Source organism: Planosporangium mesophilum (assembly GCF_016863255.1).
GTDB classification, from domain to species: Bacteria; Actinomycetota; Actinomycetes; order Mycobacteriales; family Micromonosporaceae; genus Planosporangium; species Planosporangium mesophilum.
This window is the reverse complement of sequence record NZ_BOON01000007.1, coordinates 80,050-95,759: the sequence shown is the minus strand read 5'-3', so window position 1 is coordinate 95,759 and position 15,710 is coordinate 80,050. Positions and strand designations below refer to the sequence as shown.

Here is a 15,710-nt window from a genome sequence, read left to right as displayed (position 1 = left end):
CCCCCCCCGCCGTTTGTCATCATCGATACGGTCAGAGGAGCCAGACCGCGGTATCGGCGGGTACCCGGCCGTCGGCGTCGAGCTCCCCGCTGGCCAGCAGGACCCGCGCCCCGGCCGGCAACGCCACCGGCTCGGTACCCAGGTTGGCCAGTACCAGCACGGAACCGTTACGCAGGCTCACCACATCCGTCCCGGCGTCCGGCTGCCACTCCACGGTTCCGGCCCCGAGCCGGTACTCCCGGCGCAGCCGCAGCGCCTGCCGGTACAGCTCGTAGGTCGAGCCGTCGACGCCCTGCTGCTTCTGCAGGGCGTACCGGTCCCACGACTCCGGCTGCGGCAGCCAGCTCGCCTCGCCGGGGCCGAAGCCGTACGACGGGCCGCCCGGCGTCCACGGAATCGGCACCCGGCAGCCGTCGCGCCCGCGCACCGTGTGGCCCGACCGCACCCACGTCGGGTCCTGGCGTACCTCGTCGGGGAGCGTGGTGTGCTCGGGCAGGCCCAACTCCTCGCCCTGGTACAGGTACGCCACCCCGGGCAGCGCGAGCATCAGCGTGGTGGCCGCGCGGGCCCGGCGCAGCCCCAGCGCCTCGTCGGGCTGCGGGTCGTCCACGCCGATGCCGACACGCTCGTTGTTGGTCTCGGCGTACCCGAAGCGGCTGGCGTGGCGCACCACGTCGTGGTTGGAGAGCACCCACGTGGTCGGCGCACCGACGCTCCGGCACGCCGCGATCGACGAGTTGATGACCTCGCGTACGGGGTCGGCGCGCCAGGGCGCGAGCAGGTACGCGAAGTTGAACGCCTGGTGCATCTCGTCCGGCCGCACGTAGCGGGCCATCCGCTCGACCGGGTCGACCCAGGCTTCGGCGACGAGGATCCGCTCACCCGGGTACTCGTCGAGGATCTTCCGCCAGCTGCGGTAGATCTCGTGTACGCCGTCCTGGTCCCACATCGGTTCGGGTCCGTTGGGCACCGCCGGCGGCGGCGCGTCGACCGTGTCGCTCGGCGGTTCCCACGTCTTGACCAGGCCGTGGGCCACGTCGACGCGGAAGCCGTCCACCCCGCGGTCGAGCCAGAACCGCAGCACGTCGGCGATCTCCGCGCGTACCGCCGGATTGTCCCAGTTGAGGTCGGGCTGCTTGACGTCGAACAGGTGCAGGTACCACTGGCCGTCGTCGACCCGGGTCCAGGCGGAGCCGCCGAAGATGCTCGGCCAGTCGTTGGGTTCGTCCCGGAAGACGTACCGCTCCCGCTCGGGACTACCGGGGCCGGCGGCGAGGGCGGCCCGGAACCAGGGGTGCTCATCGGAGGTGTGGTTGGGGACGAGGTCCACGATGACCCGCAGCCCCAGCTCGTGGGCGCGGGCCACCAGCGCGTCGAAGTCGGCGAGCCGGCCGAACAGCGGGTCGACGTCGCGGTAGTCGGAGACGTCGTAGCCGGCGTCGGCCTGCGGGGACGGGTAGAACGGCGACAGCCACACCGCGTCGACGCCCAACTCGACCAGGTGATCCAGGCGGGCGGTGATCCCCGGCAGGTCTCCGAGCCCGTCGCCGTCGGCGTCGGCGAACGAGCGGGGGTAGATCTGGTAGATCACGGCGTCGCGCCACCACTGGGTATTCAACTCGGTAGTCACAGGAAGGCGACGATAGTCGACGCCGGCGCCCGGTCGCCCGACGATCACCCGATCCCGCGCGGACGACCATGTGATCATGCGGTTTCGGCCATCCCCCGAGGGGTAGCGACACCCCGAGGGCGCCCCTGTGCGTCGAAGGGGGACCTATGGGACCCGTGGGCTTAGCCGCCGCTGCGACCCCCGGTGACCTCGTCGCCGCCCGTACCCAGATGGCGCTGTCCCTGGGTTGGCACATCATCATCGCCTGTTTCGGTGTCGCCATGCCGGCCTTCACCGTCTTCGCCGAGTGGCGGGGCATACGGCGCAACGACCCCGCGTACACGCTGCTGGCCCGCCGGTGGGCGCGCGCGATGGGCGTGCTCTTCGCGGTCGGCGCGGTCTCGGGCACCATCCTCAGTTTCGAGATGGGGCTGCTGTGGCCCCGGCTGATGTCCGTGTACGGCGAGGTCATCGGCTTCCCGTTCACCCTGGAGGGCACCGCCTTCTTCCTGGAGGCCATCTTCCTGGGCATCTACCTGTACGGGTGGGACCGGCTGCCGCCGACCCTGCACATCCTGACCGCGATTCCGCTGTGCATCGCCGGCGTGGCCTCGGCGTTCTTCGTCGTCTGCGCGAACGCGTGGATGAACCAGCCGCGCGGCTTCAACCTCGACAACGGCCGGGTGGTCGGGGCCGACCCGTGGAAGGCGATGTTCAACCCGGCGACCCCGCCTCAGACCACCCACATGATCATCGCCGCCTTCATGGTCGCCGGGTTCGGGATCGCCTCGGTGTACGCCGCGGCGATGCTGCGCGGCCGGCGCGACCGGTACCACCGGCTCGGCTTCACCATCCCGTTCACCGTCGCCGCGGCGCTCGCCCCGGTGCAGTTGCTGGTCGGTGACTGGGCCGCGAAGTTCCTCGCGGAATGGCAGCCGACCAAGCTCGCCGCCATCGAGGGGCTGACCCACACCACCGCGGGCGCGCCCCTGTCGCTGGGCGGGGTGTACATCGACGGCGAACTGCGCTACGCGATCCACATCCCGAACGCGCTGTCGCTCCTGGCCCACTGGAATCCGCACGCCGTGGTGTACGGGCTGGAGATCGCACCCCCGGACGCGCGCCCACCGGTCACCCCGGTACACCTGTCGTTCCAGGTCATGGTGGGCATCGGTACCGGGTTCGTGGCGCTCGCACTGTGGTACGCGTTCCTGCGCTGGCGCCGCCGCGACCTGGCGCACTCCCGCTGGTTCCTGAGGGCCGGCAGCGTGGCGGGCGTCGCCGCGGTGCTGGCGCTGGAGGCCGGCTGGGTGACCACCGAGGTCGGCCGCCAGCCCTGGATCGTGTTCGGGCAGATGCGGGTGATGGAGGCGGTCAACCCCGAACCCGGCCTGCGGGCAGGGCTGATCGCGGTCCTCGCCGTGTACACCGTGCTCACCGTCGCGACCGTCGTCGTCCTGCGCCGGCTGGCCCGGATCCCGCTCGATCTGGTGTCCGTGGGCCTCGCTCCGCAGGAGCCGGCGCCACCGGAGCCGGCAGAACCGGGCGAGCCGGGCCCCGGCGCGCCGGCGCAGCGAAGCCGACCGGGCCGTGAGAACCGGCCGGCCCGGAGGAGCCGATGACCGAGGCTGTCTTCCTGCTGGGGGTGCTCTGGATCGGACTGACCCTGTACACGGTGTTCGCCGGTGCCGACTTCGGCGCCGGGATCTGGCACCTGGCCACCAGGCGGCGGGGCCGGAGACTCGACCCGGCGCTGGAGCGCGAACTCCTGGAGCACACCATCGGCCCGGTGTGGGAGGCCAACCACGTCTGGTTGATCTTCGTCATCACGCTGTTCTGGACGATCTTCCCGCCCGCGTTCGGCCCGTTCGCCGCGACCCTGTACATCCCGCTGACCATCGTCGCCCTCGGCGTGATCGCCCGCGGCGCCGCCTACGCGTTCCGCAAGGCGACCGAGCGGGGCTGGCAGTTCAAGGCGTACGGGCTGGCCTTCGGCATCTCGTCGGTGCTCACCCCGTTCGTGCTCGGTACGATCGCCGGCGGCCTCGCGTCCGGCCGGGTGCCTCCGGTGATCGGGTCGGGCGCGATCATCAGCAGTTGGATCAACCCGACCTCGCTGTTCTGCGGCCTGCTCGCGGTCGGCTGCTGCGCGTACCTCGCGGCCGTCTACCTCACCAGGGACGCGGAGCGCGCGGGCGAGACCGACCTCGCCGAGGCGTTCCGGCGCCGGTCGGTCGGGACCGGGATCGCCGTCGGCGTCGTCGCGCTGGCCGGCCTGGCGGTGCTGCGCGCGGACGCGCCCGGCCTGCTCCACGGGATCACCCACCGGGGCCTGCCGATCGTGATCCTGTCGCTGCTGTGCGGAGTGGCCTCGATCGTCCTGGTCGCGCGGCGGCGGTACCTCCCGGCCCGGGCCACGGCCGCCGCCACCGTCGCCACGCTGCTGTGGGGCTGGGGCGCGGCACAGTACCCGGTCCTGCTGTACCCCGATCTGACCGTGGACCGGGCCGCCGCCAGCCCGGTCGTACTGCACGCCGTCCTCGGCGTCGTCGCGGCCAGCTCCGTGCTGCTCATACCGTCTCTGATCTGGCTCTTCTTCATGTTCCAACGAGCCGAGGAGCCGGCAAGCAGATAATAAAGAATCTTGCGTGATTGAATTTCCGGGGATTGGGGAAACCCCCCTGGCGACCGGGATCTCCCCCCGGCGGCAGGAGGAACGGTGGAAACCCTTGCGCAGAGCGGACTGCGCCTGAACCTGAACGCACTGGACTACGCACTGCTCGCGATGTACTTCGTCACCGTTCTCGGGGTGGGGTTCGCGGTACGGCGGGCGATCTCCACGAGCGCCGACTTCTTCCTCTCCGGCCGGGCCCTCCCGGCGTGGGTGACCGGGCTGGCGTTCGTGTCGGCCAACCTCGGCGCGATCGAGATCCTCGGCATGGCGGCCAACGGTGCGCAGTACGGCATGATGACGGTGCACTACTACTGGATCGGCGCGGTGCCGGCCATGGTGTTCCTGGGCATCGTGATGATGCCGTTCTACTACGGCTCCAAGGTGCACAGCGTCCCCGAGTACCTGCGGCGGCGCTTCAACGCCCCGGCCCACCTGCTCAACGCGATCTCGTTCGCGGTCGCCCAGGTGCTCATCGCCGGCGTCAACCTGTACGCCCTGGCCCTGGTCATGCGCGCGCTCGTGGGGTGGCCGCTGTGGTTGTCGATCATCGTCGCGGCCGCGTTCGTGCTCATCTACATCACCCTCGGTGGCCTGTCGTCGGCGATCTACAACGAGGTGCTGCAATTCTTCGTGATCCTCGCCGGTCTGATCCCGGTCACGGTGGTCGGCCTGACGAAGGTCGGCGGCATGTCCGGGCTGTTCGACAAGGTCCGCCACTCCCCTCTCGGCGACGCGGGCCTGCACACCTGGGTCGGCACCGGAACCTCGCACAACCCGCTGGGTGCCAGCTGGATCGGCATCGTGTTCGGGCTGGGCTTCGTGCTGTCGTTCGGCTACTGGACGACCAACTTCGCCGAGGTGCAGCGGGCGCTGTCGGCCCGGAACATGACCGCCGCCCGTCTCACGCCGATCATCGGTGCGTACCCGAAACTGATCATCCCGGCGGTGACCGTCATCCCCGGCCTGATCGCCCTGGTGACCGTCAAGGGCCTCGGTTCGAAGGCCGGCGACCTGCAGTACAACAACGCCATTCCGCTGCTGATGCGCGACCTGCTGCCCAACGGGGTGCTCGGCATCGCGGTGACCGGCCTGATGGCGTCGTTCATGGCCGGCATGGCCGCCAACGTGAGCGGCTTCAACACGGTGTTCACCTACGACATCTGGCAGCCGTACATCCGCAAGAACCGCAGCGACGCGCACTACCTGAAGACCGGACGGATCGTCACGGTCGTCGGCGTCATCATCGGCATCGGAACCGCGTTCATCGCGGCCGGGTTCAGCAACATCATGAACTACATCCAGGCGCTGTTCGCCGTGTTCAACGCGCCCCTGTTCGCCACGTTCATCCTCGGCATGTTCTGGCGGCGGATGACCGCGTGGGCCGGATTCTGGGGCCTGCTCGCCGGCACGCTGGCAGCGGTCACCAACTACGTGCTGTACCGCTCCGGCGTCGTGCACTACGGCTCCGACCTCGACCAGAGCTTCTGGGGTGCGGGCATCGCGTTCGTGACCGTCATGGTCGTCTCGGTGATCGTCACGTTGTTCACCACCCCCAAGCCGGCGTCGGAGCTGAGCGGACTGGTGTACGGCGTGGACAAGATCGACGTAACCGGCGACATGGACGCCGCCGACCGTGCCTGGTACCGCAACCCGATCGTGCTCGGCGCCGTCGCCCTGGTCCTGGCCGCCGCGCTGTACCTACCGTTCCTGTAAGGGGTTTGTGATGGCCGACGACAACACCGACGAACCGATCCCCACCAGCAAGGCCCGCCTGTTCGACGTGCGCCGGGTCATCGGGGGCCTGTTCGTCCTGTACGGGCTCGTGATCACCGTGGTGGGCCTGTTCGACAGCCCGGCCGAGATCCGGAAGGCCGCCGGGGTACGCATCAACCTCTGGACCGGCCTGGCGATGCTCGCGCTCGGCGCGGGGTTCCTGCTCTGGATGCGGCTGCGCCCGCTCAAGCTCGGCACACCCGACGACTCCGCATGATCACCGAGAGTTTCGGGTGCCGTGGCGCCGCACACTCTGGGTGATCACGGAACAGGCGCGGAGATTCACAGGCGGACCTGGAGGGTACCGGGCTGTTCACCCTCCTCGAAGATCTGCGAGGCGCGCCCGACGACCTTCGGGTCGGGCGCGCCCACGATCTCGGAGTCCTTGCCCGTGTAGTCGAACTGGCTCAGCACGAAGCGCATCGCCTCGATCCGGGCCCGCTTCTTGTCGTTGCTCTTGACGATCGTCCACGGCGCATCGGCGGTGTCGGTGTAGAAGAGCATGGCCTCCTTGGCCTCGGTGTAGTCGTCCCACTTGTCCAGCGAGGCGAGGTCCATCGGGGAGAGCTTCCACTGCCGTACCGGGTCGACCTGGCGGATCGTGAACCGGGTGCGCTGCTCGGTACGCGAGACCGAGAACCAGAACTTGATCAGGCGAAGGTGGGAGTGCACCAGCATGCGCTCCAACTCCGGGGCCTGGCGCATGAACTCCAGGTAGTCCGTCCGGGAGGTCAGCTCCATCACCCGCTCCACGCCTGCCCGGTTGTACCAGGACCGGTCGAAGAGCACGATCTCACCGGCGGCCGGCAGGTGGGCGATGTAACGCTGGAAGTACCACTGGGTCAGCTCGCGCTCACTGGGCTTTGTCAGCGCCACGACCCGGGCGCCGCGCGGGTTGAGGTGCTCCATGAACCGTTTGATCGTCCCGCCCTTGCCGGCCGCGTCGCGCCCCTCGAACAGGATGACCAGCTTCTCCCCCGACTCCTTGATCCACCTCTGGAGCTTGAGCAGTTCGATCTGGAGCAGCCGCTTGTCGCGGTCGTACTCCTCCCGCGACATGCGCTGCTCGTACGGGTACCCCTCACGCCACGTCTCGACCGGCTTACCGTCCTTGGTGAGCAGGACGGGGTCGTCGTCGCCGTCGTCCTGGACCATGTAGTCGCCGAGCCGCACGAGGTCACGCGTGTAGTCGGGCCGGTCCGCACGGAGGTCCATCCGGGTCTGGTACCCCGGCCCCCACCCGCGCGAACGTGAACGCGCGAACGTGAAGCCGGTCAGCCGGTACGCGCCTCGACCCGCTGCCGCCTGGCCTCCCGGCGCTCCTCGAAGCGGGTGGCGTTCGCGTCGAGACCGGCCAGGAACTCGACCAGCTCCTCCCGCGCCCGCTCGCCGTCGCCGCTCAGCCCGGTACGGTCGAGCACCCGCAGGTGGCGCAGCACCGGCGCGAGTACCTCGTTGTGGTGGATGCGCAGGTCGTAGATGCCCGCCAGGGCGATCTGGGCCGCCTTGCGGCCGAAGTTCTCGATGCCGGTGCCCGGCATCGAGAACGTCGTCACGACGTCGGTGACGGCCCGCATCGTCTCGTTGGGTGCCAGGTCGAACGCGCCGGCCAGCAGGTTGCGGTAGAAGACCATGTGCAGGTTCTCGTCCTGGGCCACCCGCGCCAGCAGTTGCTCGCAGACGGGGTCGCCGCTGAACCGGCCGGTGTTGCGGTGCGAGATGCGGGTGGCCAGTTCCTGGAACGACACGTACGCGATGGAGTGCAGGGCGTCGTCGTCGTGCGCGTTGGCGTAGCCGGCCGACATGTGCGACATCCGGGCCCGCTCCAGCGCCACCGGGTCGACCGCCCGGGTGGCCAGCAGGTAGTCACGGAGGACGATGCCGTGCCGGCCCTCCTCCGCGGTCCACCGGTGCACCCACGTGCCCCAGGCGCCGTCGCGGCCGAACAGCGTCGCGATCTCGTGGTGGTAGCTGGGCAGGTTGTCCTCGGTGAGCAGGTTGACGACCAGCGACGTGCGCGCCACGTCCGACAGCGCCGACTGGGACTCCTCCCAGGGCTGGCCGCCGAGGACGCCGTCGAAGTTCCGACCGGCGCTCCACGGCACGTACTCGTGCGGGAACCACTCGGTTGCCTGCCCAAGGTGCCGGTTGAGGTTGGCCTCGACGACCGGCTCGAGTTCGAGCAGCAGCTCTGTCTGCGACGGCACGGTGTCCTCCCACGGGCCTACGGTTACGTACCCGTAGGTTAACCCCTTCGAGCCGGACGCGCACCGCGAGGTGCTACGTTTCCTCGCCCGCCAGCCGTAGCAGTCCCGGGGCCCGGTTGCGCTCGGCGAACGCCCGTACGCGCGACAGCAACGGCCGCGCCTTGGCCTCGCTGCCGGCCGCATGGAACGCCCGCACCGCGGACGCAGCCACCAGGATCGCGTCACTGGCCGCGCCGATGTCGTCGTAGCGCTCCACCGCCTCGGCCCAGGACCGGCCGGCGAGGTGGTAGTCACCGTCCGCCTCGGCCCGGGCCCCCGTCGCGAGCAGGTCGGCGGCCTCCACCCACCGGGTACGGCGGGGCACGGTCGCGACGACCTCGGTGGCGAGCAGCGCGGCGCTCGGGCTGAGCGTCGCGACGTGTGCGACGGCGGACAGCCACTCGACGGTCATGGTGGTAGGCGCCTCGCGCCAGGTCTGCACCAGCTCCCCCAGCAGCGTCACGGCGTGGGTCTCCTCACCGCGGATCGCGTGGTACAGCGCGCTGTGCGCGCAGGCGTTGAAGACCAGCCGGTCGAGCCCGGAGCGTCTGGCGGTGTCCAGACACCGTTCGATGTCGACGCCGGAGTCCTCGCCGCACAGTGCCCGGATCCACGCGCGGCGAGCCCGCAGTTGCATGTCCCACTCGCGGGTCTCGTCGTCGGCGTCGAAGTAGGCATCCGCGGCGTGCAGGAGGGTCCGCCAGTCGCCGGTGAAGTAGGCCCACTCCGCCTCTCGGGAGTGGCTGATGACGAGGCTGACCTGCATGGCGTGGGCTGCGGCACTCTCGGCCGCGGCCTCCGCCGCCCGGCGCAGGTCGCCCTCCTCCAGCAATAGCCCGGACAGGTTGTGCGTGGCTCGGCGCAGCGTGGGGAGTCGCTGGGCCCGGCACAGCGCGACGGCCCGCTCCAACTGTTCAAGCCCGGCCACGTCACCGTCGAGGTGCTGCGCGAGCGCCTCGGTGACCATCGCACTCGCCATGGCGTCCGCCAGTCCCAGCCGCTCCGCAAGCTCCCGGGCAATGCCCCCGAGCTCGGCCGCCTCAGCCGACCGGTACCGCATCAGGTGCAGCCGGGCCAGCTCGCCGTACGCCTCGGCCTTGGCCGGGCTTGCCGGCAGGTCGGCGAAGAGTTCGATCGCCCGGCCCAGGTGCTCCGCGGCGCGTTCCTGGTCGGCCCGCATGTACTCGGCCTGGCCGAGCAGTGTCTGGGCCCGGGCCGCCCCGTACCGGTCACCGGCGTCGAGCATCCGCTCGGCGATCCGCAGCACGTCCTTGGCACCACCCTCCCGGTAGAACCGCTCGCCGTCGGCCAGGAACTCCAGGCGACGCCGCTGCAGTTCGACCGCGAGCCGCTGCGCCGGGCGCAGGTCCCGCGGCCAGTGCGTCAGCGCGTCCTCCAGGTGCGCCAGCGCCGGCCCGACTGCGTACACGGCGAAGGCTGCTTCGGACGCGGACACCAGCGCCTGACGGGCGGCCTCGGCGTCGGCCGCCGTGTCCAGCCCCAGGCTGGTGGTGAGTTCGAGAGCGGCCACCCGGTGCCGGGCGACGGCCGCGGCGAGGTCGTGGCGCCCGGCCACCGCCTGGCCCTGCAGCCACTCTGCCGCCCGCCGGTGCAGGGTGGCGCGCGACGCGCGGGGCAGCCGCCCGTACGCGACGTCGCGCACCAACTGGTGCCGGAAGGCCAGCTCCGCCTCGCCGCCGGCGGTGGCGACCAGCATGTCGCGCCGGCGCAGCCCGCGCAGCGCCCGGCTGACGTCGTCCAGCCCGAGGGTCAGCATCGCGGCGATCGCCCCCGGCCAGACCGTGTCGCCGAGCACCGCCGCGGCGTTCAGGGCCGAACGTTCGGCGGTGTCGAGCAGGTCGATCCGGTTGGCGACGACCCCGTGGACGGTCTCCGGCATCGTGATGTCGGCCTCCAGGTCCAGCTCACCGTCGGCCGCCCGCTCCGCGAGCATCCGGACGTACTCCACCAGGTACATCGGGTTGCCGTCGGTGATGGCCGCGAGCCGGTCGGTCAGCGCCTCCGGCAGTTCGTGGTAGCGCAGCAGTTGGCCGGCCAGCGCGCGCAGCGCCGAGCCGCGCAGCGGCGCGAGGGACACGGTCAGCGTCCCCGGTGGCCCGCCGCCCCAGACGGGCTGGTCGTCCAGCATTTCCGGCCGGTAGGTGCAGAGCACGAACAGCGGGACGTCGCTGACGCTCTGCACCAGCCGGCAGAGGAACCGGATCATCGCCTCGTCGGCGAAGTGCAGGTCTTCCACGACGAGGACGGTCGACAGGTCACGGGCCGTGGCGGCCAGCACGTCCAGCCAGGCGGTCTCGATCTCACCGGGGTTCACCGGCCGGCCGGGCAGCCCGGCGAGCGGGCCGAGCAGTCCGGCGAGCCGGTCGACGTCGGCGGCGGGCACGATCTCCGCCAGTACCGCGGTCAGCCGGCTCCGGGTGGTCTGCTCGTCGTCGGTGTCCAGCACGCCGGCCTGGGTCTTGACGATCTCCGCCAGTGCCGCGTACGGCCCGCCCTCGCCGTAGGGCAGACATCGTCCGGTCAGCCAGCGGACCACGACGTCCGGTGAGGATTCCACCCGGCGCGCCACCTCGCGGACCAGCCGACTCTTGCCGATGCCGTGCAGGCCGACGACCGACAGCAGTCGGGTCTCCCGCTCCGCCACGCACCGGGTCAGAGCGGAGGTGACGAAGTCCAGTTCCTGCCCGCGGCCGACGAGCGGGACGCTGTCGTCGTCGATGATCTGCACCCGCCCGACGGTGCCATGGGCCACCCAGACCTCCGCCGGCTGCGCCTTCCCGGCGAGGGTGACGTGGTGCGGCGCCTCGGCGTACCGGATCGAACCGACGGTGGCGCGGCGCGTCGCCGCACCCACCAGCACTCCGCCGTCGGGTGCGTGGTGTTGCAGCCGTGACGCCGTGGCCACCACGTCGCCGGAGACCATCGCCTCCCCGGCGTTATGGGCGGCCTCGAGATCGACCAGCGCCTCGCCGGTGGCGATACCCACCCTGGCCCGCATCGGGTACCGGCCGGCGAGCGGCCGCTCGTCGAGCGCGCGCTGGAGGTCGAGTCCCGCGCGCACCGCCCGGACGGCGTCGTGTTCGGTCTGCACCGGCACCCCGAACACCGCCACGACGGCGTCGCCGATGTACTTCTCGAGGATCCCGCCGTACCGACGGATGACCGCGCTGGCCGTCGAGAAGTACGACATCTGGAGTTGCCGCAGGTCCTCGGGGTCCAGCCCCTCCGCCATCCGGGTGAAGCCGACCAGGTCGAGGAAGAGCACGGTGACGGTACGCCGCTCCTCGCGTCCGGTGTCCGATGTGGGCGGAGCCGGTGACGATGGATGACCACAGACCGTGCAGAATTCCAGGCCCGGCGCCATCAGCGCCAGGCAGGCGGCGCACCGCACGTGCAGCGGCGCGCCGCAGCGGCCGCAGAACCGGTAATTCGGGTCGGCCGGAGTGTGGCAGTGCAGACAGATGTGGTCAATCATCTCGCCTCGGCGCGGATCGGCAGGTATCGCGACGCTATCGCCGTTCGCGGTCCGGCTCCATCAATATGTCAAGCCTCCGACATGTAATCCGGTAGGGGGCCTAATTGAAGGTAATCTCACCATCCGTCGCGGTCGCACGACCCGACACCGGCCTGGAGGACGAGATGACCGACACGACCAAGGCGCCCAAGGACACCACAAAGGACGGGGGCAGCAGCACCGACGGTACCGGTATCTGCTCCGACCCCGCGGAGACGGCGCAGACCAAGGAGTCCGCGTCCGAAGAGAGCAAGTAGCCGTACCGGCGGGGCGGAGCGCTGCACCGCTCCGCCCCGCCGCGTGGGACGGCGCCGCCGCTACACAGCGGCGAGCGCCTCGGTCGGGGCCAGCCGCGCGGCCCGCCAGGCGGGGTAGATGCCGGCGGTCGCTCCAATCACGACGGTCGCCACGACGCCGCCGAAGGACGCCCAGGCCGGCACCACGGACGGCCACCCCTGGAACGAGGCGTAGGCCGCGGTCACCCCGATCCCCAGCAGCACGCCGCCGACCCCGCCCAACCCGGCGAGCAGCAGCGACTCCACCAGGAACTGCAACCGGACCTGCCCCCGGGTGGCGCCGAGCGAGCGCCGCAGCCCGATCTCGGCGCGCCGCTCCAGCACCGAGATCACCATCGTGTTCGCCACCCCGACCCCGCCGACCAGCAGCGCCACCGCACCGAGCCCGAGCAGCAGCCCGCTCAGTGTCGCGTCGGCGGCCCGCTGGGCGACGAGCGCGTCGGAGGGGCGCGCGACCTGCACCTCGTTCGGGTGCTCCGGGTTGGCGGTCGCGGCCAGCACCGACCGTACCGCCTCGACGGCGTCCTGCCGGGCTCGCGTGTAGACAGTGGTCGGGTGGCCGTCGAAGGCCAACGTCGAAACAGCCACCGGCCAGCCGATCAGCGCCGAGGTGTCCAGCTCGGGCGCCAGCGGTACCGGCGCGAGCACGCCGACCACGGTGAACCAGTGGCCGCCCAGCCACACCTGTACCCCTCCGGTCGCGGCGCCGACCCCCAGCCGGGACGCCGCCTTGGCACCGAGGACGACCGCTGGGTACGCCGATGTGGCGGCGTTCAACCACTGTCCACTGGCGACGGAGGCGCCGACCGTACCCAGCACGTCGGTACGCGCGGCGAGGACCGCGATGCTGCCGGTCTGTCCGGCCGGGATGTGGTCGTTGCGGTACACCCGGGCACCGCGGACCACGCCGGTGGCGCTCACCGAGCTCACCGGCCCGATCCGCCCGATCATCGGTACCGCCTCGTCGGGCAGGTGCGAGGCGTCGCCGAAGATGGACTGCCCCGGGGCGACCCGCAGCAGGTTCGTGCCGAGGCTGGCCAGCTCCCGGTCGAGGTTCTCCCGGCTGGAGGTGGCGATCCCGACCACCGAGATCATCGCGGCGATGCCGATCGCGATGCCGAGGGCGGAGAGCACGGCCCGCAGCGGCCGGCTGCGCAGGCCCGCGGCGCCGACCCGCGCCACGTCGGTCGGGCGCAGTCGCGCCGGTCGCAGCCGGGTCGCGTGACGGTCCGCCCCGTCACGCGCACACAGTCGCCTCACGGCTCGACCCGCCCGTCGCGCATCCGCACGCGCCGCGGCAGACCGGCCGCGATGTCGCGGTCATGGGTGATGACCACGACCGTGGTGCCGCCCGTGTGCAGCCCCCGCAGCAGCTCCATCACGCCCGCGCCCGAGGCGGAGTCCAGGTTGCCGGTGGGTTCGTCAGCGAGCAGCAGCGGTGGCTCCCCGACGATCGCCCGGGCGATCGCGACCCGCTGCTTCTCCCCGCCGGAGAGCTGGTGCGGCCGGTGGTCGAGGCGGTGGTCGAGGCCGACCCGGGAGAGCGCGGCGAGTGCCCGGCGGCGCCGCTCCCGCTGGCCGACCCCGCTGTAGAGCAGGCCGTCGGCCACATTGTCCAGCGCAGGTACCCCGGCCGCGAGGTGGAACTGCTGGAAGACGAAGCCGACGGTACGCGCCCGCAGCGCCGACAGCTGCCGGTCGGACAGGCTCGACACGTCGTGCCCGGCGATCTCGACCCGGCCGCCGGACGGGCGGTCGAGGGTACCGATGACGTGCAGCATCGTGGACTTTCCGGAGCCGGACGGCCCGACGATGCCGACCAGTTCGCCGTACCCGATCGACAGGGTCACGTCGTCGAGCGCGGTCACGCCGCCCGGGTAGCTCCTGGTCACCCCGGCCAGGCTGACCACCGCGCTCACTTCGGTACCCCCACGGCGGTGCCCTCGGCGATGCCGGTACCGCTGATCTCGACCCGGCCGCCGGCGAACATTCCGGTCTTCACCGGCACGTACCGGCTCGACGAGTCGATCACCACCTGGACGCCGTACCCGCCCTCGGCCAGCGCGACCAGCGCCGACACCGGTACGGTCAGCACGTTCTCGGCCTTGGCCGCCACCAGGGTCACGTCGACCGGGGCCTGGTCGAGGGTCCCGAGCGCCGCCTGGTCGGCGACCGTGACGGTGACCTCGATGGTCGCGGGGGCGCCCTGCTGGCCCGCGGCGGCGACGGTGCCGACGCTCGCGACGGTGCCGGCCACGCTCCGGCTGTCGGGCAGCGTGACGGTCGCCGACGCGCCCTGCTTGGCGAGGTCCTGCTTGGCCACGTCCACCGGTACCGTCACCACCCGGGTCGTGGCCGTGTACGTGAGGACCTGACCGCTCGCCGGGTCGCCGAGCCCGGCCCGCACGGTGCCGACCCGGATCACACCGGCCGCGACCACCAGCGCCGCCGGGTCGACCGTACCGTTCTCGGCCGCGCCCTGGTCGTGCTGCCAGCGCCGGACCGCGCTCGCCGTGTTGGCGGTGTACCGGTCGTCCACGGTGAACCCGGTGTAGCCGAGCGCGGCGAGGTTCTCCTCGACCTCGCGTACGTCGGCGCCGGTCGCACCCGGCTGCAGCGCCCGGTACAGCGGCAGGGTTCCGTACCACAGCGGTACCGGCACGTTGTCGGCGCGGTACACCGCCTGTCCACGTTGGACCGTGGCACCGGCGGCCGGCAGCCAGGTCAGCGTGCCGCGGCCGCGGGCCGAGAGGGGTACCGGATTGCCGTACCCCAGCGTCCCGGTCATCCGCTGGGTCTGAGCCAGCGTGGTCTTCGTGACCGGCGCAGTGGCCGGCGGGAGCTCGGGGACGGCGGCGGGCCGGTTGTCGCCGCCCCCGAGCCCGACGGCCGCCACCGCGACGGTACCGGCGATCAGGGCCGTCCCGCCCACGCCGGCGGTGATCCGCAGCGCTCGCCTCACCGCCCGCTCCCCCGCTTGCCGGGGAGCTTGTCCTGACACGCCTCCTGGGCTGCCTTGAAGGTGGGGTCGTCCGGACTGATCTTGTTCGGGCCGGTGCCCCTCTGGATGATCAACCCGCCGCCGTTGTTCGGATCCGGGTCGGGCATGTCGACCCCGTGCTCGCGCATGCAGGCGGTGAACTGCCGTAGCTGCTCCATCTGCTGCGGGTCCGGCGTCCTCAGCTTGCCCGCCGGCAGGTACCGCTCGCACGCCTTCATCGCGTCCAGACTCCTGGTCTTGTCCCCCGCGCCGGCCGACGCCTGCACCCGTACGTTCCCGTCGCCGTTCGGGTCCGCGTCGTCGACCTGGAGGCCGTGGTCGCGCAGGCACTGGGTGAACTGGCGCCGCCGCTCCTCGTCGTCGACCGCGGCGCTCGCGGACGCGCCTGCGCGCGCGCCGCCGGCGCTGGCGACGCCCGGCCCCTTGGTGGTGCCGCCACAGCCGGCCGCCAGGCCGAGCAGGAGCAGGCAAGTCAGCACGTTCGATACTCGTCTCATGACGGCCAGTACAAGGGCCCGGGCGTCAACCGGGCGTAACCGCCAACCTTTACGCCGGCGTTACGGCGGTACCCGTCAC

The 15,710-nt window shown here is 71.5% G+C and carries 13 protein-coding genes; 5 read left to right on the top strand and 8 right to left on the bottom strand.

What is annotated here, in order from left to right; all coding sequences use genetic code 11:
• Window positions 1-31: 31 nt before the first annotated feature.
• Window positions 32-1,630, bottom strand: coding sequence for a glycoside hydrolase family 13 protein (locus Pme01_RS05430; RefSeq protein WP_239088034.1), 1,599 nt, complete (start codon window positions 1,628-1,630; stop codon window positions 32-34).
• 146 nt (window positions 1,631-1,776) lie between these two features.
• Between Pme01_RS05430 and Pme01_RS05425 the strand changes: the two genes are divergently transcribed.
• The 4 genes from Pme01_RS05425 (at window position 1,777) to Pme01_RS05410 (ending at window position 6,273) form a co-directional block, all read left to right on the top strand.
• Window positions 1,777-3,231, top strand: coding sequence for a cytochrome ubiquinol oxidase subunit I (locus Pme01_RS05425; protein ID WP_168117076.1), 1,455 nt, complete (start codon window positions 1,777-1,779; stop codon window positions 3,229-3,231).
• On the top strand, window positions 3,228-4,244 hold the full coding sequence (locus Pme01_RS05420) for a cytochrome d ubiquinol oxidase subunit II (RefSeq protein WP_168117077.1): 1,017 nt from the start codon (window positions 3,228-3,230) through the stop codon (window positions 4,242-4,244). The genes Pme01_RS05425 and Pme01_RS05420 overlap by 4 nt, the downstream gene beginning before the upstream one ends.
• 150 nt (window positions 4,245-4,394) lie before the next feature.
• Window positions 4,395-5,996: a sodium:solute symporter family protein gene (locus tag Pme01_RS05415; RefSeq protein ID WP_168117140.1), complete on the top strand. Its 1,602-nt coding sequence runs from the start codon at window positions 4,395-4,397 to the stop codon at window positions 5,994-5,996.
• Window positions 5,997-6,006: 10 nt separating this feature from the next.
• Complete coding sequence (locus Pme01_RS05410) at window positions 6,007-6,273, top strand: hypothetical protein (RefSeq protein WP_168117078.1); 267 nt, start codon at window positions 6,007-6,009, stop codon at window positions 6,271-6,273.
• Between the two features lie 65 nt (window positions 6,274-6,338).
• On the opposite strand, the gene ppk2 is transcribed toward Pme01_RS05410, so the two are convergent.
• From ppk2 to Pme01_RS05395, 3 genes are all read right to left on the bottom strand, one after another.
• Complete coding sequence (ppk2, locus tag Pme01_RS05405; RefSeq protein WP_168117079.1) at window positions 6,339-7,271, bottom strand: polyphosphate kinase 2; 933 nt, start codon at window positions 7,269-7,271, stop codon at window positions 6,339-6,341.
• Between the two features lie 59 nt (window positions 7,272-7,330).
• Window positions 7,331-8,263, bottom strand: a complete 933-nt coding sequence (locus tag Pme01_RS05400; RefSeq protein WP_239088033.1) for an acyl-ACP desaturase — start codon at window positions 8,261-8,263, stop codon at window positions 7,331-7,333.
• Window positions 8,264-8,336: 73 nt separating this feature from the next.
• On the bottom strand, window positions 8,337-11,798 hold the full coding sequence (locus Pme01_RS05395) for an adenylate/guanylate cyclase domain-containing protein (protein ID WP_168117081.1): 3,462 nt from the start codon (window positions 11,796-11,798) through the stop codon (window positions 8,337-8,339).
• A 164-nt stretch (window positions 11,799-11,962) separates the two neighbouring features.
• Between Pme01_RS05395 and Pme01_RS31375 the strand changes: the two genes are divergently transcribed.
• Window positions 11,963-12,094, top strand: a complete 132-nt coding sequence (locus Pme01_RS31375) for a hypothetical protein (RefSeq protein WP_275408495.1) — start codon at window positions 11,963-11,965, stop codon at window positions 12,092-12,094.
• Between the two features lie 60 nt (window positions 12,095-12,154).
• Here Pme01_RS31375 and Pme01_RS05390 read toward each other — a convergent pair whose 3' ends face one another.
• Genes Pme01_RS05390 through Pme01_RS05375 form a run of 4 tightly spaced genes read right to left on the bottom strand, consistent with a single transcriptional unit; the run spans window position 12,155 to window position 15,631 of the window.
• The gene (locus Pme01_RS05390; protein WP_168117141.1) at window positions 12,155-13,384 is read right to left on the bottom strand and encodes an ABC transporter permease; all 1,230 of its coding nucleotides are present in this window, start codon (window positions 13,382-13,384) and stop codon (window positions 12,155-12,157) included.
• A gap of 5 nt (window positions 13,385-13,389) precedes the next feature.
• Complete coding sequence (locus Pme01_RS05385; RefSeq protein WP_373315455.1) at window positions 13,390-14,052, bottom strand: ABC transporter ATP-binding protein; 663 nt, start codon at window positions 14,050-14,052, stop codon at window positions 13,390-13,392.
• Entirely contained in the window at window positions 14,049-15,095 is a 1,047-nt protein-coding gene (locus Pme01_RS05380) for a peptidoglycan-binding domain-containing protein (RefSeq protein WP_239088032.1), read from the bottom strand. The genes Pme01_RS05385 and Pme01_RS05380 overlap by 4 nt, the downstream gene beginning before the upstream one ends.
• Window positions 15,092-15,631: a hypothetical protein gene (locus tag Pme01_RS05375; RefSeq protein WP_168117083.1), complete on the bottom strand. Its 540-nt coding sequence runs from the start codon at window positions 15,629-15,631 to the stop codon at window positions 15,092-15,094. The genes Pme01_RS05380 and Pme01_RS05375 overlap by 4 nt, the downstream gene beginning before the upstream one ends.
• Between the last annotated feature and the right edge of the window lie 79 nt (window positions 15,632-15,710).

Excerpts from the sequence above, each read along its gene's own strand:
- Pme01_RS05395 (WP_168117081.1), bottom strand. The coding sequence starts at position 11,798 with ATGATTGACCACATCTGTCTGCACTGCCACACTCCGGCCGACCCGAAT.
- ppk2 (WP_168117079.1), bottom strand. The coding sequence starts at position 7,271 with ATGGACCTCCGTGCGGACCGGCCCGACTACACGCGTGACCTCGTGCGG.
- Pme01_RS05410 (WP_168117078.1), top strand. The coding sequence starts at position 6,007 with ATGGCCGACGACAACACCGACGAACCGATCCCCACCAGCAAGGCCCGC.
- Pme01_RS05420 (WP_168117077.1), top strand. The coding sequence starts at position 3,228 with ATGACCGAGGCTGTCTTCCTGCTGGGGGTGCTCTGGATCGGACTGACC.
- Pme01_RS05375 (WP_168117083.1), bottom strand. The coding sequence starts at position 15,631 with ATGAGACGAGTATCGAACGTGCTGACTTGCCTGCTCCTGCTCGGCCTG.
- Pme01_RS31375 (WP_275408495.1), top strand. The coding sequence starts at position 11,963 with ATGACCGACACGACCAAGGCGCCCAAGGACACCACAAAGGACGGGGGC.
- Pme01_RS05425 (WP_168117076.1), top strand. The coding sequence starts at position 1,777 with ATGGGACCCGTGGGCTTAGCCGCCGCTGCGACCCCCGGTGACCTCGTC.
- Pme01_RS05415 (WP_168117140.1), top strand. The coding sequence starts at position 4,395 with ATGTACTTCGTCACCGTTCTCGGGGTGGGGTTCGCGGTACGGCGGGCG.